Raw genomic sequence first — 15,824 nt, 5'->3', positions numbered from 1 at the left:
TTGGATTGCGGTCCGGAGACCGGAAGTTGTGGTGCTCAGCGGCTCGAGAAGGCGGAGTCGAAGGCGGCGCCGGGAGGGGCGATGCGGGCGAGTTCCTGGACCATGGCCAGGGCCTGGGGCGCCCCGATCATCCGGTCCATTCCCGCGTCTTCCCATTCGACACTTGTGGGTCCCTGGTAGCCGATCGCGTTGAGGGTGCGGAAGATGGGTTCCCATTTCACGTCGCCGTGACCGGCCGTGACGAAGTCCCAGCCCCGGCGTGGATCCGCCCAGGGCAGATGCGATCCCAGCCGGCCGTTGCGGCCATCGAGCTGCCGGATGGATTCCTTGACGTGGACGTGGAAGATTTTCGGGGCGAAGTCCTGCAGGAACATGACCGGGTCCAGGTCCTGCCAGATGAAGTGGGAGGGGTCGAAGTTCAGGCCGAAGTTTTTCCGGTGGCCGAGTGCCTCCAGGGTGCGCTTGGCGGTCCAGTAGTCGTAGGCGATTTCGGAGGGGTGGACCTCCAGGGCGAAGCGGACTCCGGCGTCGTCGAAGACGTCCATGATGGGGTTCCAGCGGTCCGCGAAATCCTGGTAGCCGCGTTCGATCATGGCTGCGGAGGCTGGCGGGAACATGGCCACGGCCTTCCAGATGGAGGACCCGGTGAATCCGGTGACGGTGGTGGCGCCCAGGCGGGCCGCGGCCCGGGCCGTGTCCTTCATGGCCTCGGCGGCCCGCGTGCGGACGCCCTCCGGGTCGCCGTCGCCCCACACGCCGTCCGGGAGGATGTCCCGGTGTCGCTCGTCGATGGGGTCGTCGCAGACAGCCTGGCCGGTGAGGTGATTGGCGATGGCAAAGACCTTGAGGTTGTTCTTTTCCAGGATGTCCAGCCGGCTCTGGAGGTAGAGATCGACTTCGACGGCGCGCCGGGGGTCAAGGTGGTCGCCCCAGCAGGCGATTTCCAGGCCTTCGAAGCCCCACTCGCCGGCGAGGCGGGCCACCTCCTCGAAGGGCAGGTCAGCCCATTGGCCGGTGAACAGGGTGATAGGTCGTGTCATGGAGCGTGCCTCGTTTTCGGGTACAGGTCTGGTTTTGGGTTCCGGCATTTGTCTCAGGCGTTTTGCCATTGGCTGGAGTTCGCGGCGCTGGTTTCCACGGCGGCCAGCACGCGCTGAACCTGCAGGGCATCGGCAAACGACGGTTCCGGCTGGCGCTGTTCCGCGAGGGCGTTCACCAGGTCGACAACCTGGTGGGTGAAGCCGTGCTCGTAACCGAGGCCGTGGCCGGTGGGCCACCAGTTGGCGGCGTAGGGGTGTTCGGGTTCGGTGACGAAGATCCGGCGGAAGCCGGCATCGGGAGATTCGGCGGCGTCGTAAAAGGACAGGACGTTCATCTCTTCGAAGTCGAAGGCCAGTGAGCCCTTGGTCCCGTTGATCTCGATCCGCATGGCATTCTTGCGGCCCAGGGCGTAGCGCGTGGCTTCGAACACGCCGATCGGGCCGCCGTCGAACCGTGCGGTGAAGATCGCGGCGTCGTCGACGGTGACTGTCCCGCGCGGCGTGTCTGCGCCGACGTCGCCGTGGCCACCCAGGCCCACCATGTCACCGGCAAGCGGCCGTTGCTGGACGAAGGTCTCCAGGAGGGCCGAGACGCCGGTGATTTTCTGGCCGGTGATCCATTGGGCGGCATCGATGATGTGCGCTCCGATGTCACCCAGTGACCCGGACCCCGATTTGGACTTGTCCAGCCGCCAGGTCATGGGGGCGTTTTCGTCGCTGAGCCAGTCCTGCAGGTACTGGGCCCGGACGTGCCGCACGGTCCCCAGTCGGCCCTGCTGCACGAACCGTTGGGCCAGCGCAAGCGCGGGGGTGCGGCGATAGCTGAATCCGCACATCGAGAACACACCGCGTCTGGCTGCCGCGTCGGCGGCCGCTGTCATGCGCTCCGCCTCCGCGACGGAATTGGCCAGCGGCTTTTCGCACAGGACGTGTTTGCCGGCTTCAAGGGCTGCGATTGCGATCTCCGCGTGCGTATTGCCTGGGGTGCAGATGTCGATCAGGTCGATGTCGTCGCGTTCGATCAGCCGGCGCCAGTCCGTTTCCGTGGAGGCCCAGCCGAGCTTGGCAGCTGCCGCGCGGACACCGTCCTCATGGCGGCCGGCGACTGCGGTGAGCTGGGGTTCCAGCGGCAGGTCAAAGAACCGGGGCGCGGTCCGCCAGGCGTGGGAGTGGGCGGCGCCCATGAAGGCGTAGCCGACCATTCCGACCCCTAAGGGCTGTGCGGTGGTCATCGTGATTCCTTTCGGGGTTTGGGGCCCGGTTACTTGCTGAACCCTGCTGTGAGTCCGCTGAGGAGTTGGCGGCGTGCCACGACATAGATCACCAGAAGCGGCAGGGTCGCGAGCACCACGGAGGCCAGGACGGCGGGGATGTTGACGCTGAATTCGCCCTGGAAGGTCCACAGTGACAACGGCAGCACCCGTGTGGAAGGGCTTTGGGTCAGGATGAGCGGCTCTTCACGGTTCCCGGGGAAATAGGTTCGTGTTGTAGCAAGCAGAGGACTCGTGGTCCTGCTGGGATGAGTGTTACTACGCATTCAACCTGAACAGGAACCACGAGCCTTGTTAGAGCCTACTGGGGCTGGCCATGACGCTGCCAGCTTGATCTTCAACCTGCCCGATTACCGAGTCGCCGGCACCGTCCTGCTCCCGGGCGGGATCCGCCACGTCACCGTGGAGTCCACGTTCCCGCCGGGCTGCCCGAGCTGCGGAGTGATCGCTTCCCGGGTCAAGGAGCGCCGCTGCCAGAAGCTGCGTGACATCCCGGTCGCCGGTGCGGTAGTGCTCCTGTGGGACAAGCGGCGCTGGTTCTGTGACGAGTACCTGTGTGAGCGGAAATCGTTCTGTGAGGCGACACCCCAGGTCCCGCGCCGGGCGCGCTCCACACGCCGGCTCCGGGAGACACTGGTGGACGCGGTCATCACCTCGGGACGGGCCGTGTCCGAGACAGCCCTGGCGTTCGGGATCTCATGGTGGCTGGTCCAACAGGTCATCGGTGACGCCGCTCTCCGCCTGCCTGACGTGGACCTCCTGGCGCCGAGGATGCTGGGGATCGATGAGCACCGGTATCGGTCCGTGCGGTTCTTCCAGGACCCTGCCACAAAGGCGTGGACCCGGTACGAGCCGTGGATGACCACGATCGTTGATCTGGACACCGGGCAGGTCCTGGGCATCGTGGATGGACGGGACCACAAGGGCGTCGGGGACTGGCTCTTCGCCCGGCCCCTTGAGTGGCGGCTCGGGGTTCAGGTCGTCGCAATCGACCCGTCCGCGGCGTTCCGGAAGGCGCTGCGGATGTGGCTGCCACGCACGGCGGTCTCGGTGGATCTTTTCCACGTGACGATGTTGGCCAACGACATGCTCACCACCGTCCGGCAGGGCCTTTCCCAGCAGGTCCGGGGCCGGCGGGGCAGGGCCACGGACCCGGCGTGGGCGAACCGGATGCTGCTGCTGAAAGCCGAGGAGAACCTGTCAGAACGGGCCCGGCACCGGCTGGCCGGCTTCTTCGCCGCCGATGATCCGACCGGCAGCCTCGAGGCCGCCTGGCAGGTCAAGGAACAGCTCCGCACGCTGCTGAACACCAGCTCCCTTGAAGACGCGGGTGCGGCCAAGGACGCGCTTGCTGACCTCGTGGCACGCGCCGCGATGCCGGAAACAAACAGGCTCTACCGGACCGTGTGCCGTTGGTGGGCCGAGATCGAAGTGCTCATCGTCACCGGTGCAACCACCGCCAAAGTAGAAGCCAACAACACGGCAATAAAACATATCAAGCGAACCGCGCGCGGCTATCGAAATCCGGACAACTACAAATCGCGTATCCTCTTGAGAAGTGCGGCCCGAATGGCAGCATGAGCATTCATCTCAGCAGACCATTCCCCGGGAACCGTGAAGAGCCGGATGAGCGGGAACAGGAAGCCGTTCCAGACCCCCAGCGCGTTGTAGATACCGACTGTCACGACGGCGGGTCTGGTCATGGGCAGCGCCAGCCGCCACATCATTGCCCAATCGGAGCAGCCGTCCAGGCGCATGGACTCGAACAGTTCGTTGGGTACATCCCGCATGAAATTGGAGAGTATGAGGACGGAAATCGGGATGGAGAACGCGATCGAGGGAAGAATGAGCGCCAGCAGCGTGTCGTAGAGGTGTGCCCGGGTGATCATCCAGTAGATCGGGATGATCGTGGCGTGCAGCGGAACTGCCAGGCCGAGGAGGAAGAGGCTGTTGGTCCAGCTCAGGAACCTGGACTTGCCCCGGACGATCGCGTAGGCGGCCATGAAGGACACCAGGAGGGCCGGGATCACGCTGCCGATCGTGACGATCAGGGAGTTCATGAAGTACTTGACGAAGTCGTTTTCCAGGACGAGCTTGTAGTTGTCCAGGGTCGGTTCGGTTGGCGGCAGCATCGGGTTCGAGGTGAAGAAGCCGGCCTGGTTTTTCAGGCTGGTCACTACGACGTAGTAGATAGGAACGATGATGACGGCCAGCCAGGCCCAACCGCCCAGGCCACCGAGGAAGTTGGGGCGGAGGCGTCCGGGCCCCTTCGGCCGGCGCGGACTGCCGCCGCTCTTTGTGCTCGTCGCGGGGGGAGAGGGAAGCTGGGTTGTGGAAGCCATCAGGCACCTTCCAATTGGCTGTCGTTTCGGTTCTTGCCGCCGAGCCGCTGCAGGATCAGGGCCAATGCAAGGCCGATCACTACGAGGATGACGCCGAGGGAGCTGGCCGCACCCATATCGTTGGCCTTGAAACCGGTCAGGTACATGTGAAGTGGCAGCAGTCGCGTGGCATAGCCCGGTCCTCCGCCGGTCAGGACGAACACGAGATCAAAGTATGCGAGCGAGCCAACGACCATCAGTGTCGAGGACGTGATGATCGTGTACTTCAGCTGCGGCAGGGTGATGCTGAAGAACTGCTGCATGCGCCCTGCCCCGTCGATCTGTGCCGCCTCATACAGCGACGTGGGAATCTGGCGGACGCCACCTTGGTAGATGAGCGTGTGGAACGGAACAAACTGCCACGCGATCACGAAAACGACCACGAAGAGCACCAGATCCGAATTACCGAGCCAGTCCTGGGTGAGGAAGGGGAGGCCCAGCCCCGGCCCGAGGCCGAAGTTCGGATCCAGCAGGGCCTTGTAGGCGATGGCGACAGCGGCCGAGGAGAGCAGCAGCGGGACGAAGTACAGGACCGCGAGTGCAGCCCGGTATTTCTGTCCTGCAGCGGTGAAGACGCCCAGCAACAGGCTGATCGGTGCCTGGACGACGAAGGAAAAGAACATAATCTTCGCAGTCACCAGCAGCGCGTTGCCGGTAACAGGGTCCGTCAAGACCGTGGTCCAGCTGGAGAAACCGTCAAGCTTGATCTCGCCGAGGCCGTCCCATTTCGTGAAGCTGAGAAACAGCACACCGACCAGAGGGATGATCGCGAAGAGAAGGAAGAAGATGAGGGCTGGGGCGGCCAGCCACCCCGACGGGCCCTTTGCAAGGGCCCGTCGGGAAGATCCGGTTGAGACAGACACTGTTTTACTTTCCGATCGTTGCGTTCATCGTTGCGACGAACTGATCCGGGCTGATCTTCTTCAGGAAGATCTGGTCCAGGTTTGACAGCATGACGTCGCCCTGGGCGGGGCTAAGTGCCTGGTCCCACGAAAGCGTGAAGTTCGGAGCGTTTTTCGCCATGCCGTAGACATAGGTAAGGAAATCCTTGTCGGGGGACGCTGCCAGTTTGCTTTCAATGCCGGTGGTAACGGGCACGGCTCCGGAGTCGATCAGGGACTGGGTGTCGGCCTCGGTGAACATCCCGCTCTTGACGTAGTCCAGCGCTGCCTTCTTCTGGCTGTCGGTGGTCTTGGAAGAGATGGACCAGAAGTTCGACGGGTTGCCCACAACGTTCGCGGGATCTCCCTTGCCGCCGGAGACAGACGGGAACGTGGTGTAGCCGAGTTTGCCGCTCTTGACGAAGTCCGCTGCGTCCTTCTTCATGCTCTGGTAGATCCAGCCGCCCTGCAGGACCATGGCCGCTTTACCCGTGTAGAGCAGAGCCTGGTCGGCGTTGCTGTCCGCCGCAATCGAGGAAAATCCGTTGACGAATCCGCCGGCGTCCACCAGCTCCTGGATCTTCGTCAGGGCCTGGGTGACTGCAGGATCGGACCAGGCGTTCGGCTTGTTAGCGGCAATGTTGGCGAAGACATCGGGCCCGCCGATGCGCTCCACCAGATACTCAAGCCACATCAGGTCCGGCCACTTTGACTGACCGCCCAATGAAAACGGTGCCACGCCGGCGGCCTTGAACTTCGGCACCAGCGCCATCAACTCGTCCCAGGTCTTGGGGGGCTGGGCGCCGATCTTGTCAAACACGTCCTTGTTGAAGTACAGGACCACGGGCTGGACGTTGTTGTTGGGCAGCGCGTAGGTCTTGCCGTCAATCTGGCCGTTCTTCAGGACTGAGGGCAGGTAACGGCTCTGGACATCAGGATTCTGCTTCACGAATTCGGAGAGGTCGGCCACCTGTCCGGCATCCACGTAGGACTTCAGAACCCCGCCGCCCCAGCCGTAGATGAAGGTCGGTCCCTGTCCGGCGCCGACGGCCGTGCGCACCTTGGTCTTGTAAGCATCATTCGCGAAGAAGTCGAGCTTGATGGTCTCGTCTGGATGAGCAGTGTTCCAGGCATCCACTGACTTCTGCGTCACCGTCTGGTTGCCGCCGGTGAGCCCCCACATGCTGGGCGAGTCCGCGCTGACAGCGGATCCCGCCGGGCCGCTGGATCCGCATGCCGCGAGAGTGATCGACAGGGCGGCTGCGGATACGGCCAGAGCGGCTGAGCGTAGCTTCGGAGTATTCATTTGCATTCCATTCATCCTTCGGGCTCGACACTGATTGCCCGGCTTTGTGTTCGGCAGTCCGGCCTTCGGATGAGGCAGCACTGCCGTTGAACTGAGTCTAAATTATTCAAAACCGAGTTTCGAAATATTTCGCTAAAACTTGCGGTCTGTCAGATAAAGTTAGCGCTGGATGAACCTGTCGTCAAGCCTTTTTAGTGAGCAAATTCACTCTTTGGGGAGACTTCGGTTGACCAAATAGGCGCGAAGCGGCAAACTGAGGGCATCGAAATTTCTCGAAAGGCAAAGGGAGTCGGATGTCCACTGTTGAACAGACGGAGAAGCTGACGCTGGCGGCGGTTGCCCGAGAGGCAGGCGTTTCAGCGCCAACAGTCTCAAAGGTCATCAATGGGCGAGATGACGTCTCGGCAGACACCCGCGCCAAAGTGCTGACCGTGCTGGCGCGTACAGGGTACAAATCTCCGCTGCAGCAGCGCAAAAACATGGCCGGACGGCAGGCTGTGGAGGTCGTCTTTGACTCGCTGAATTCGGCATACGCCGTGGAAGTGCTCAATGGTGTCCTGGAGTACGCCGCTGAATCCGACATCGAAGTCCTGCTCAACGTCACAGGCAAGCAAGGCGCCTCGACCCTGACATCGGAGCAGCGGGCACAGCGGATTATCGACCAAGGTCGGTGCGGGATGATCGTGGTGACATCGGCCTTCGGTGCCGCCCAGTTGGACGCCTTTCACCGCCGGGGAATTCCCGTAGTGGTCATAGACCCGCTCAATCCACCGCCGGCAGATGTGGTCAGCGTCGGAACAACCAATTGGGCGGGCGGCAAGGATGCCACTTCACACCTCCTTGAGCTGGGCCACCGCGGGATCGCCTACCTCGGGGGCCCCGATGCGGCCGAATGTAACCAGGCCCGGCTGCACGGATACATGGCCGCCCTGAGGGCGAAGGGAGTCCCCGTCGAAGACCGGTACATCCTGTCCGGCCCTTTCCGGTCTGACCATGGCGCCCACGGCATGAGGACCCTGCTCCAGCTCGAAAAGCGGCCGACTGCCATCTTTGCGGCAAGCGATAGCATCGCGCTGGGCGTGCTCGCTGAGGCGCGCAGGCAGAATATTCGGGTTCCGGAGGACATGAGCCTGGTCGGATTCGATGGCACCTATCAGGCCGAGGAATCAGTGCCCGCACTCACTTCGGTCACACAGCCGCTGCAGGAGATGGGCCGGGCCGCTCTTCGGTTTATTCTGCGCCAGATGCGCGGAGAGGTGCTGGATTCCAGCAGGGTGGAGCTCGCCACCCATCTCGTCGTCCGCGAATCCACCGCCCCGCCCCGGGACTACCAGCGCGGGTGAACGGCCCCGCGGAAGTTTCTGTCGTAAATCTCTTGCACACCGTCGCTGAAGTCCCGGCCAATGGACTCCATCACCGCTGCCGCTGCGGCGTTGGAGCGGGCCTGTTCCGGGCTCCTGGTCCCGGGGATGACAGTGCTGACGCCGTCCTGTGGTGCGATCCAGGCAATGGCGGCCTGGGCCGTTGTTGCCCCGGCAGGAACGAGTTTTCCGAAGTCCGCCACAGCCTCCAGCCCCTGCTCGAAGTCGACGCCGGAGAACGTCTCGCCCACGTCGAAGGCAGCACCGCTGCGGTTGTAATTGCGGTGGTCGTTCGCGGCGAAAGAGGTGTCCCGTGAGTACTTTCCGGACAGCAGTCCGGAGGCCAGCGGGACCCTGGCGATGATCCCGACACCAGCGGCCTGCGCCGCCGGGAGGACCTCCTCCAGCGGTTTGAGCCGGAAGGCGTTCAGGATGATCTGCACGGTAGCTGTACCGTCATGGCTGATAGCTTCCAACGCTTCGTCTGTACGTTCGACGCTGACGCAGTAGTTCCTGATGACGCCTTCGCTGACCAGAGTGTCCAACGCCTCGTAGACTTCCGGGCGGCTGTAGACGGAGGTCGGGGGACAGTGCAGCTGCACCAGGTCCGGGCAGTCGGTCTGCGGGTTCCGCCGCGAACGGTCCACCCACTGTCGGAAATTGGCCAGCGTGTAGTTCTCAGGCTGCTGTTCCATGCGCCGGCCCATCTTTGTGGCCACCGTGATGTCCAGGCCGGGGTTCGCGGCGAGGTAGGCCCCGATGGTCTGCTCGCTCCGCCCGTCGCCGTAGACGTCTGCGGTATCAAAAGACGACACTCCGGCGTCCGCCGCGGCTGCCAGGATCCGGCCGGCCTCGGCTTGGTCCACGCTGCCCCAATCGGCTCCCAGCTGCTAGGTACCCAGACCCACCACAGAGACCGTACGCCCTGTCTTGCCTAATATAGGAACGCCGGCCTCCACCGGAGGAGCAGTTCTTTAGAATCTGAACCATGCTCCAGCTTCCCGGGGCGGCCGCCCTGCAGGGCGTACCGTCAGCCGCCAGGTCCTCGCAGACGTCAAGCAGCCAGGAGGCCCAGCGCCGGCAGCAGCCGGCGGCGGAACTCGCCAACGTCTGACTACGGTTTAGCCTCCACCACGGATCCAAGGAGGAACCATGACCCAGATCTTCGACAACCCCGGCCGACTTCGCTGATGAGGCGGCATTGGACCCGCCGACAGGCTGCTGGCCGGTTCGGCCCTGCTGCCGGTCTCGCACCGATGATATGAGTTGGGGAGCCCGACGGCGGCACGACAGCAGACGCCGCGGACTTTGTATTCGGCCAGATCGAAACAGCCGTTGCCGCCCACTGGACCTTGGCCGTCCGGTTCATTGTCCCTATGAACCCGTTGGACCCGTCGGCGATGCGGAACCCGCCGCCGTCGGGTATGTGTCAGACGTAGTCCAACAGCCTCGGGGACGGTTTTGCGCAAACCGGAGTGCGGGAGTTACGAGCTTTATGCGGCGGCTCGGCCAATCCCGGGCCGCTGCCAACGCTCCATGGTGTCTCCGGATCTTTTCCGGGCCGCTTTGCGCACGATCCAAACAACTCCCGCAGGGTCCTGGACGAGGCACTCGCCCTGAGGGCAGCTGGTTGCCGGCGTCTGATCCCCGGCAGGTCAGCCGGATTGGAGTTCGAGGCGGGCGCCCAGCATGATGAGCGCACCATAGAGATCAGGGACACCCCACCATTCGACGGCGAGGCCGTCCTCAAAGCGGAGGACGTGAATGGAGACCACCGTCACCGGTTTGCCGGTAGCTGCCAGACCAAGGAAAGGCCCGGTGTGTGTCCCGCGCCACGTCACACGACCGGCAACTTTGTCCCCTTCCACAACAGTGTCCTCGACGCTTCCCGTAAAGGCGGACAGGCTGGCATGGAATCCCCGCATCCAGAAGACAATTCCGGCCAGGCCTGGAGGCTGGCCTGGACCGGCGCCGTGGTCCACGATGTCCGAGCTGACGATTCCGGCCAGCGCATCCTCGTCGTTGGCTGCGACGGCCCCTATTAGCTGGCGGTACGCTCGCCGCAGCTCATCACTGTTGCCCATTATTCCTCCTTGAACGGAGCCCTCGCAGCCAGAACGGCTGCTACGAACTAGTTTGGACGCCGCGCGGGACGCAGACAAGGGAGCCTGTTGCGGCCCAAAGGGGGGAGCTCATTCCTCATGCTGCCTATTAGCCGACCGATGGTGCGGCTGGGGCTTAGGACGGGAGCCAACCCTGGACGTCCTGCTCCGGCGTTACTCTCGCCAGCAGGGTCCGGGCGGCCATCTGAGCCATCTTGCGGGTCGCGGGGGAGAGATACGCACCCTCCCGCTGAATCAGGGCGATCGTGTCATACAACGGCTCGGCAAAAGGAACAGCACGAAGGTTCTTCGGAAAACCCGGTGCCTTGGTGGTTGCTTGGGGGACAAAGGTGTCGACCGCTCCGGTTGCCGCAAGTCCTAAGGCGGTATCAACATGTTCGACCTCGATTGCGGGGTCGATTTTAAGTCCCTTGAGTCGGGCTCGCTCCAGGACTTGCCGCCTCGTCGGGTCTTGCCAGCCAGCGAAGGCGTCATACAGGACCAGCTTTGATTCCGTCAGTTCCTCGATGGTCACCGGACCACGCGTTGGACTCCGGGTGGCCGATACGTAAAAAACTTCGTCACGGAACAGGGGCCGGACCTGAAGGCCAGCCTCTGCCACGGGCAGGACGATCAGCCCTGCTTCAATTTCTCCCGACAGTACTGATTCCGCCACGGCCAAGGAATTCAGCCCGACGAGGCGCACCTTTACCTTGGGATACCGCCGGTGGAAGCGCTGCACCAGGTCGGCCAGGTCGTAGTGGGCGCCGTACCGCAGGACACCGAACGTGCAGACGCCTCCTTCGAGTGATGACATGGATTTCAGAGCCTCCACGCCGCTGTCGAACGAGGTGACGGACTGCAGCGCATGCACCTGCAGTTCGACGGCGGCCGTGGTGGGTAAAAGACGCCGCCCGCCCCGGGTAAAGAGCCTGTGTTCAAGCTCGTGCTCCAGCCGGCCGATGAGCTCGGACACGGAGGCCTGACTTGTTTCCAGTTTTTGCGCCGCGGCAGTGAAGGAACCCAGTTCATACGCTGCGAGGAAAGCCCGGAGTTGCGCGAGGGTCATGTACCCATGCTAGTCAAAGCCCGGAATATCAGGGTTTTTGGGGGTTCATTGTGACAGAGACGGCTCCGTTACATGGCTGAAACAGACCACTCAACGCATAGGGAAACCCTGTGGGTGGCACTTGTTTAGCTCCCGTTGTGCGATGGCTGGAGAGTCATTAGCTTTGGAGCATGCACCTATCCGCACGTGACACAACGCACATTCAGGGAAGCTTCCATACCCTGAAAAGCCCGGCCATTGGCGGCGTTCCCGCCCAGCGGCTGCCCGAAGTTGTGTCAACCGTGTCGGCGATCCTCGCTGACATCGAGGCCAACGGAATGGACGCCGTCCTCAAATACGCCAACAAGCTGGACGGATGGCAGGGGTCAAACCCGGAGATCAGTCAGGGCGACCTGGCCAGGACCGGCGACTCGCTATCCCCTGAACTTCGGGAGGCGCTCATAGCCAGTGCCGAGCGGACCCGGCTATTCGCCGTCGAGCAGCGCGAACGCCTCCTTGACTTTGAAACCGAACTCCTCCCCGGCGTCTTCATGGGACAGAAATACATCCCGGTGGCCCGCGTCGGCGCCTATCTCCCGGCAGGCCGGTTCCCGATTCTCGCCAGCGCATTTATGACGGTAGGGGTCGCCAAAGCCGCTGGCGTCCGCAATGTTGTGGCCTGCACGCCACCTTCCGGGCCCGACGGCGGTAACCCCGCCGTGCTGTACGCCGCCTATCTGGCCGGTGTGGACCGGGCCTTCGCCCTCGGCGGGGTGCAGGCGATGGCCGCCATGGCCTTCGGCCTTCTGGGGGAGCAACCGGCGGACATCCTGGTGGGGGCAGGAAACGCCTATGTTACGGAGGCTAAACGGCAGCTCTTCGGGCGCGTCGGAATCGATCTCCTGGCCGGCCCGTCCGAAGTTGCCGTGATTGCGGACGAAACCGCCGACGCCGAACTTGTGGCTGCTGATCTCCTCGGCCAGGCCGAACACGGTCCGCAGTCACCGGCTGCGCTCGTTACGACGTCGCATAAGCTCGGCGAAGAGGTCATTCGGCACATCGACAAGCAGCTGCGGACCCTGGCCACGCGGGACATTGCCGGACCGGCGTGGCGGGACTACGGCACGGTCTACGTGGCCGAGGACCGTGAAACGGCGGTACAGATCATGGACCTGCTGGCGCCGGAGCACCTGGAGATCCAGACCTCCGACGATTCTTACTATCACGAGAACCTGCAAAATTACGGTTCCATCTTCCTGGGGCCCTGGTCCACGGTGGCCTACTCGGACAAAGGCTCGTCCGGCACAAACCACGTGTTGCCCACGGGCGGGGGTGCCCGGTCATCAGCCGGACTCTCCGTGGCCCGTTTCCTCAAGCCGCTCACCTTCCAGCGGGTCGAAAAAGACGCAACCCCCCGTCTGGCCAATTACGTCACAACGATTTCCGACGCCGAAGGTATGGCAGCCCACAAGGCTACCGCCGCACTGCGTCTCGACCGTTTCACTCAATAGACAAAATCTCTAACAAAGGTTCGCAACGATGAAGAACAAAATGCTCCGCACCCGTTTCGCTACGCTCGTGCCAATGGGTGTTGCAGTTGCCCTGGCCTTGACCGCATGCGGTGCAACAGGCGGTGCAGCCAGCGGCGGTGGCACCGAAGAGAAGACCATCACCATCGCGACGTCCAACGATGCGCCGTTCTCCTTCACGGACCAGGCAACCGGTGAGCTCAAAGGCATCGATGGGGACATGATCAATGCCATCGCAGAGGCCAAGGGCTGGAAGGTCAAGGTCTTCACCTCGGAGTTCGCCACACTGATCGCGGCACTCAACGCCAAAAAGGCCGACGTAATCGTCGATGCCATGTACATCACCGATGACCGCAAGAAGGAGATCAACTTCACCGAGCCCTGGTACACCGAAGGCGAAGCCATGGTGGTCCCGGCCGATTCAAATCTGGCCTCCCGCGACGACGTCAAGGGAAAGGTCCTCGGCGCCCAGACTGGCACCGTTTTCAAGGACCTCGTCGATAGCCTGGGCGGCAGCCAGGTCAAACTTTTCGACTCGCAGGCGGCCCTGCTGGCGGCAGTGGAAAACAAGCAGGTTGACGCCGTCTTCACCGACAGCGCCGTGATCGGCTACAGCCTGGTCCAGAAGCCGAACCCGAAGCTCAAGCTCGTATCCCCGTACGAGCCGTTCTACCCGGGCCTCATCGGCGCCGGCGTGCGCAAGGACGACACACAGTTGTTGGAAGACCTGAACTCCGGCTTGGCAGAACTCAAGAAGAGCCCCAAGTACCTGGAGATCCTTAAGAAGTACGGCCTCGGCGAAGCGAACACGTCCAAGTAAGTTTCAGAATCACGCAGGGACCGGCGGGCATCCGCTTCACAAGCGGTGCCGGTCGGTCCCGGCCCGACCCTACTTAGGGATTTCCAGTGGACTTCATCAACAACACTTTCGCCGTTTTCCCGGCACTCCTCCAGGCCGTCCCCGTTGTCATCCAACTGGCCCTGGGTGCCATGGTGCTGGCCCTTGTTCTGGGGCTGCTCATCGCCCTCGCGCGCATTTCATCGATCAAAATCCTCAGGGGCATTGCAACGGTCTACCTGGAGGTCATACGTGGCACTCCGCTGCTGGTTCAATTGGTCTACATCTTCTTCGTGCTTCCGAGCATCGGCATCAGTATTGAGCCCATACCGGCCGGTATCCTGGGCCTTGGCCTGAACTACGCCGCCTACCTCTCCGAGGTTTTCCGCTCCGCGATATTGTCCGTGGAACACGGCCAAACGGAGGCAGCGCTGTCGCTCGGCTACACGCCCAGCAAGACTTTGTGGAAGGTGGTCATTCCCCAATCCTTCGTGGTTTCCATGGGGCCGATCGGAAACTACTTCATCGCAATGATCAAGGACACCGCACTGACCTCGGTCATCGCCGTGACAGAGATTCTGAAGACCGCCAATATCCTCAACAGCCAGACCTTCCAGACCACGGCGATCTACACCGCAGCGGCCATTCTCTATCTGATTATCAGCCTTCCACTTTCGCGCGTCGTGGTAGTGCTTGAACGAAAGGCACGGGCCAATGGCTGACAACACCATTATTGACGTCCGGGACGTCCACAAGACCTTCGTCTCCGACACGAAGCCGACCCTTTGGCAGCGGCTCAGAGGCCAGGCCCACGAACGGAAAAGGGTCGAGGTACTCAAAGGCGTCGACCTGGTAGTCCATCGCGGTGAGACCATAGCCATCCTGGGGTCCAGTGGGTCCGGCAAGAGCACCCTGTTGCGCTGCATGAACAAGCTCGAGACTATCGACGCCGGCCGGATCTACGTCAATGGACACCTGATCGGCTACGACGAACGAAACGGTGAACTGGTCGCGGAAAAGGCGTCAATCACTGCCCAGAAACGGACCGATATCGGCTTCGTGTTCCAGCACTTCAACCTGTTCCTGAACAAGACGGCCCTGGGGAATGTTATGGCGCCACTACGCGACGTCAAAAAGCTCTCTGCTGCCGAGGCGCGTGCCAAAGCCGTTCCCAACCTTGAAATGGTGGGCTTGGGCGACAAGATGGAGAACTATCCCAGCAAGCTTTCCGGCGGCCAGAAGCAGCGGGTCGCCATCGCCCGGGCTCTCGCCATGGAACCCGCCGTGATGCTCTTCGACGAGCCGACTTCCGCACTGGATCCCGAGCTGGTGGGTGAAGTCCTCGCGGTGATCCAGAAGATTGCCCAGCAGGGCACCACGATGGTGATTGTCACCCACGAGATGCAGTTCGCCCGCGAAATAGCGGACCGTATTGTCGTCATGGACCAAGGCGTCATAGTCGAAGAGGGGCCGCCAAGCGAAATTTTCACGTCCCCGAAGCACCCGAAAACGCAGGCGCTGCTCCGCCGCTCGGGCATCATGCCTGCGTAAGCGTCACGATGAGACGGGACGCCGGCAATCGATAACCAGATTTTGGGGAAGACACAAGCCGAGCGCGTCAGCGTCAAGTGTGTCAGCCTAAAGACGTGCCGCGCCCCGTAGGTGTGGGCCGCGGCCGGCGGCATGTTCAAGGCACACATGCACAGGTTGGAGTGCGCCCCTACGGCCCGGCCGCCCAATGACGATGCCTCGCCGGTATGAACCGCATCCAGCACCGGATACGAATCGCGGAACGGGGCTGGCCCTGCGGCAAAGTAACACCGCAGGGCAACCCACCTCTCCATAGCGTGCCTCCCAATAACGCGGCGGTAACGCCATGGGCGTCTACTGGAAACACTGCATGAGCCCGTCCGAGTGAGGCGATATGACCTGCGTGAGCGCTTGGCGCGTCCGGCTTCTTGAACCGGGCGATTCGAACCCCCGGACCGGGCCGGACCCACTCCGCCCCCGCTGCTCGAGGCTGCTTACCGTCTCGAGGTCGGCCCCGAGCGCTGCCGGCTTTGTTGG

Annotated in this window: 15 protein-coding genes and 1 pseudogene; 7 read left to right on the top strand and 9 right to left on the bottom strand. The window is 62.8% G+C overall.

What is annotated here, in order from left to right; genetic code table 11:
* Positions 1-35 precede the first annotated feature (35 nt).
* From ACQCSV_RS11550 to ACQCSV_RS11540, 3 genes and pseudogenes are all read right to left on the bottom strand, one after another.
* A complete protein-coding gene (locus tag ACQCSV_RS11550; RefSeq protein WP_426938446.1) occupies positions 36-1,040 on the bottom strand; it encodes a sugar phosphate isomerase/epimerase family protein in 1,005 nt (334 codons plus the stop codon).
* 53 nt (positions 1,041-1,093) lie between these two features.
* Complete coding sequence (locus ACQCSV_RS11545) at positions 1,094-2,272, bottom strand: Gfo/Idh/MocA family protein (RefSeq protein WP_426938445.1); 1,179 nt, start codon at positions 2,270-2,272, stop codon at positions 1,094-1,096.
* 29 nt (positions 2,273-2,301) lie between these two features.
* A pseudogene (locus tag ACQCSV_RS11540) lies at positions 2,302-2,493 on the bottom strand (carbohydrate ABC transporter permease); the annotation flags it as partial.
* Positions 2,494-2,602: 109 nt separating this feature from the next.
* Between ACQCSV_RS11540 and ACQCSV_RS11535 the strand changes: the two are divergent.
* On the top strand, positions 2,603-3,892 hold the full coding sequence (locus ACQCSV_RS11535; RefSeq protein ID WP_426938444.1) for an ISL3 family transposase: 1,290 nt from the start codon (positions 2,603-2,605) through the stop codon (positions 3,890-3,892).
* Here ACQCSV_RS11535 and ACQCSV_RS11530 read toward each other — a convergent pair.
* The 3 genes from ACQCSV_RS11530 to ACQCSV_RS11520 are packed head-to-tail and all read right to left on the bottom strand — an operon-like array spanning position 3,844 to position 6,879.
* Entirely contained in the window at positions 3,844-4,653 is an 810-nt protein-coding gene (locus ACQCSV_RS11530; RefSeq protein WP_426938443.1) for a carbohydrate ABC transporter permease, read from the bottom strand. The two genes, ACQCSV_RS11535 and ACQCSV_RS11530, sit on opposite strands and share 49 nt — an antisense overlap.
* Positions 4,653-5,555, bottom strand: a complete 903-nt coding sequence (locus ACQCSV_RS11525; RefSeq protein ID WP_426938442.1) for a carbohydrate ABC transporter permease — start codon at positions 5,553-5,555, stop codon at positions 4,653-4,655. Before ACQCSV_RS11525 ends, ACQCSV_RS11530 begins: the two co-directional genes overlap by 1 nt.
* Before the next feature lie 4 nt (positions 5,556-5,559).
* Positions 5,560-6,879 carry an extracellular solute-binding protein gene (locus ACQCSV_RS11520; RefSeq protein WP_426938441.1) on the bottom strand — a complete coding sequence of 440 codons (1,320 nt, stop codon included), beginning with the start codon at positions 6,877-6,879 and terminating at the stop codon, positions 5,560-5,562.
* Positions 6,880-7,172: 293 nt separating this feature from the next.
* On the opposite strand from ACQCSV_RS11520, the gene ACQCSV_RS11515 reads away from it, so the two are divergent.
* Positions 7,173-8,222 carry a LacI family DNA-binding transcriptional regulator gene (locus ACQCSV_RS11515; RefSeq protein ID WP_426938440.1) on the top strand — a complete coding sequence of 350 codons (1,050 nt, stop codon included), beginning with the start codon at positions 7,173-7,175 and terminating at the stop codon, positions 8,220-8,222.
* Here the strand turns inward: ACQCSV_RS11515 and ACQCSV_RS11510 are convergent.
* Positions 8,207-9,127, bottom strand: coding sequence for an aldo/keto reductase (locus tag ACQCSV_RS11510; protein ID WP_426939559.1), 921 nt, complete (start codon positions 9,125-9,127; stop codon positions 8,207-8,209). The genes ACQCSV_RS11515 and ACQCSV_RS11510 overlap by 16 nt on opposite strands.
* 101 nt (positions 9,128-9,228) lie before the next feature.
* On the opposite strand from ACQCSV_RS11510, the gene ACQCSV_RS11505 reads away from it, so the two are divergent.
* On the top strand, positions 9,229-9,354 hold the full coding sequence (locus tag ACQCSV_RS11505) for a hypothetical protein (RefSeq protein WP_426938439.1): 126 nt from the start codon (positions 9,229-9,231) through the stop codon (positions 9,352-9,354).
* 541 nt (positions 9,355-9,895) lie between these two features.
* On the opposite strand, the gene ACQCSV_RS11500 is transcribed toward ACQCSV_RS11505, so the two are convergent.
* Positions 9,896-10,324, bottom strand: coding sequence for an ester cyclase (locus ACQCSV_RS11500; protein WP_426938438.1), 429 nt, complete (start codon positions 10,322-10,324; stop codon positions 9,896-9,898).
* Positions 10,325-10,478: 154 nt separating this feature from the next.
* Positions 10,479-11,411, bottom strand: coding sequence for a LysR family transcriptional regulator (locus ACQCSV_RS11495; RefSeq protein ID WP_426938437.1), 933 nt, complete (start codon positions 11,409-11,411; stop codon positions 10,479-10,481).
* Between the two features lie 170 nt (positions 11,412-11,581).
* Between ACQCSV_RS11495 and hisD the strand changes: the two genes are divergently transcribed.
* From hisD to ACQCSV_RS11475, 4 genes are all read left to right on the top strand, one after another.
* Positions 11,582-12,901 (top strand): histidinol dehydrogenase, encoded by a 1,320-nt coding sequence (hisD, locus tag ACQCSV_RS11490; protein ID WP_426938436.1) that lies wholly within the window; start codon positions 11,582-11,584, stop codon positions 12,899-12,901.
* Between the two features lie 28 nt (positions 12,902-12,929).
* On the top strand, positions 12,930-13,739 hold the full coding sequence (locus ACQCSV_RS11485) for an ABC transporter substrate-binding protein (protein WP_426938435.1): 810 nt from the start codon (positions 12,930-12,932) through the stop codon (positions 13,737-13,739).
* 86 nt (positions 13,740-13,825) lie between these two features.
* On the top strand, positions 13,826-14,479 hold the full coding sequence (locus ACQCSV_RS11480) for an amino acid ABC transporter permease (RefSeq protein ID WP_426938434.1): 654 nt from the start codon (positions 13,826-13,828) through the stop codon (positions 14,477-14,479).
* Positions 14,472-15,308 carry an amino acid ABC transporter ATP-binding protein gene (locus ACQCSV_RS11475; protein ID WP_426938433.1) on the top strand — a complete coding sequence of 279 codons (837 nt, stop codon included), beginning with the start codon at positions 14,472-14,474 and terminating at the stop codon, positions 15,306-15,308. Before ACQCSV_RS11480 ends, ACQCSV_RS11475 begins: the two co-directional genes overlap by 8 nt.
* Positions 15,309-15,824 lie beyond the last annotated feature (516 nt).

It is taken from the genome of Pseudarthrobacter sp. S3 (genome assembly GCF_050156905.1).
Lineage (GTDB): Bacteria > Actinomycetota > Actinomycetes > Actinomycetales > Micrococcaceae > Arthrobacter.
Note: the sequence above shows the minus strand (reverse complement) of the source record. Positions and strands in the feature narration are given on the sequence as shown.

What these genes read in the sequence shown, in the direction of transcription:
- ACQCSV_RS11545 (WP_426938445.1), bottom strand. Translation starts at nt 2,272, where the DNA reads ATGACCACCGCACAGCCCTTAGGGGTCGGAATGGTCGGCTACGCCTTC.
- ACQCSV_RS11495 (WP_426938437.1), bottom strand. Translation starts at nt 11,411, where the DNA reads ATGACCCTCGCGCAACTCCGGGCTTTCCTCGCAGCGTATGAACTGGGT.
- ACQCSV_RS11530 (WP_426938443.1), bottom strand. Translation starts at nt 4,653, where the DNA reads ATGGCTTCCACAACCCAGCTTCCCTCTCCCCCCGCGACGAGCACAAAG.
- ACQCSV_RS11505 (WP_426938439.1), top strand. Translation starts at nt 9,229, where the DNA reads ATGCTCCAGCTTCCCGGGGCGGCCGCCCTGCAGGGCGTACCGTCAGCC.
- ACQCSV_RS11550 (WP_426938446.1), bottom strand. Translation starts at nt 1,040, where the DNA reads ATGACACGACCTATCACCCTGTTCACCGGCCAATGGGCTGACCTGCCC.
- ACQCSV_RS11475 (WP_426938433.1), top strand. Translation starts at nt 14,472, where the DNA reads ATGGCTGACAACACCATTATTGACGTCCGGGACGTCCACAAGACCTTC.
- ACQCSV_RS11500 (WP_426938438.1), bottom strand. Translation starts at nt 10,324, where the DNA reads ATGGGCAACAGTGATGAGCTGCGGCGAGCGTACCGCCAGCTAATAGGG.
- ACQCSV_RS11485 (WP_426938435.1), top strand. Translation starts at nt 12,930, where the DNA reads ATGAAGAACAAAATGCTCCGCACCCGTTTCGCTACGCTCGTGCCAATG.
- ACQCSV_RS11520 (WP_426938441.1), bottom strand. Translation starts at nt 6,879, where the DNA reads ATGAATACTCCGAAGCTACGCTCAGCCGCTCTGGCCGTATCCGCAGCC.
- ACQCSV_RS11515 (WP_426938440.1), top strand. Translation starts at nt 7,173, where the DNA reads ATGTCCACTGTTGAACAGACGGAGAAGCTGACGCTGGCGGCGGTTGCC.
- hisD (WP_426938436.1), top strand. Translation starts at nt 11,582, where the DNA reads ATGCACCTATCCGCACGTGACACAACGCACATTCAGGGAAGCTTCCAT.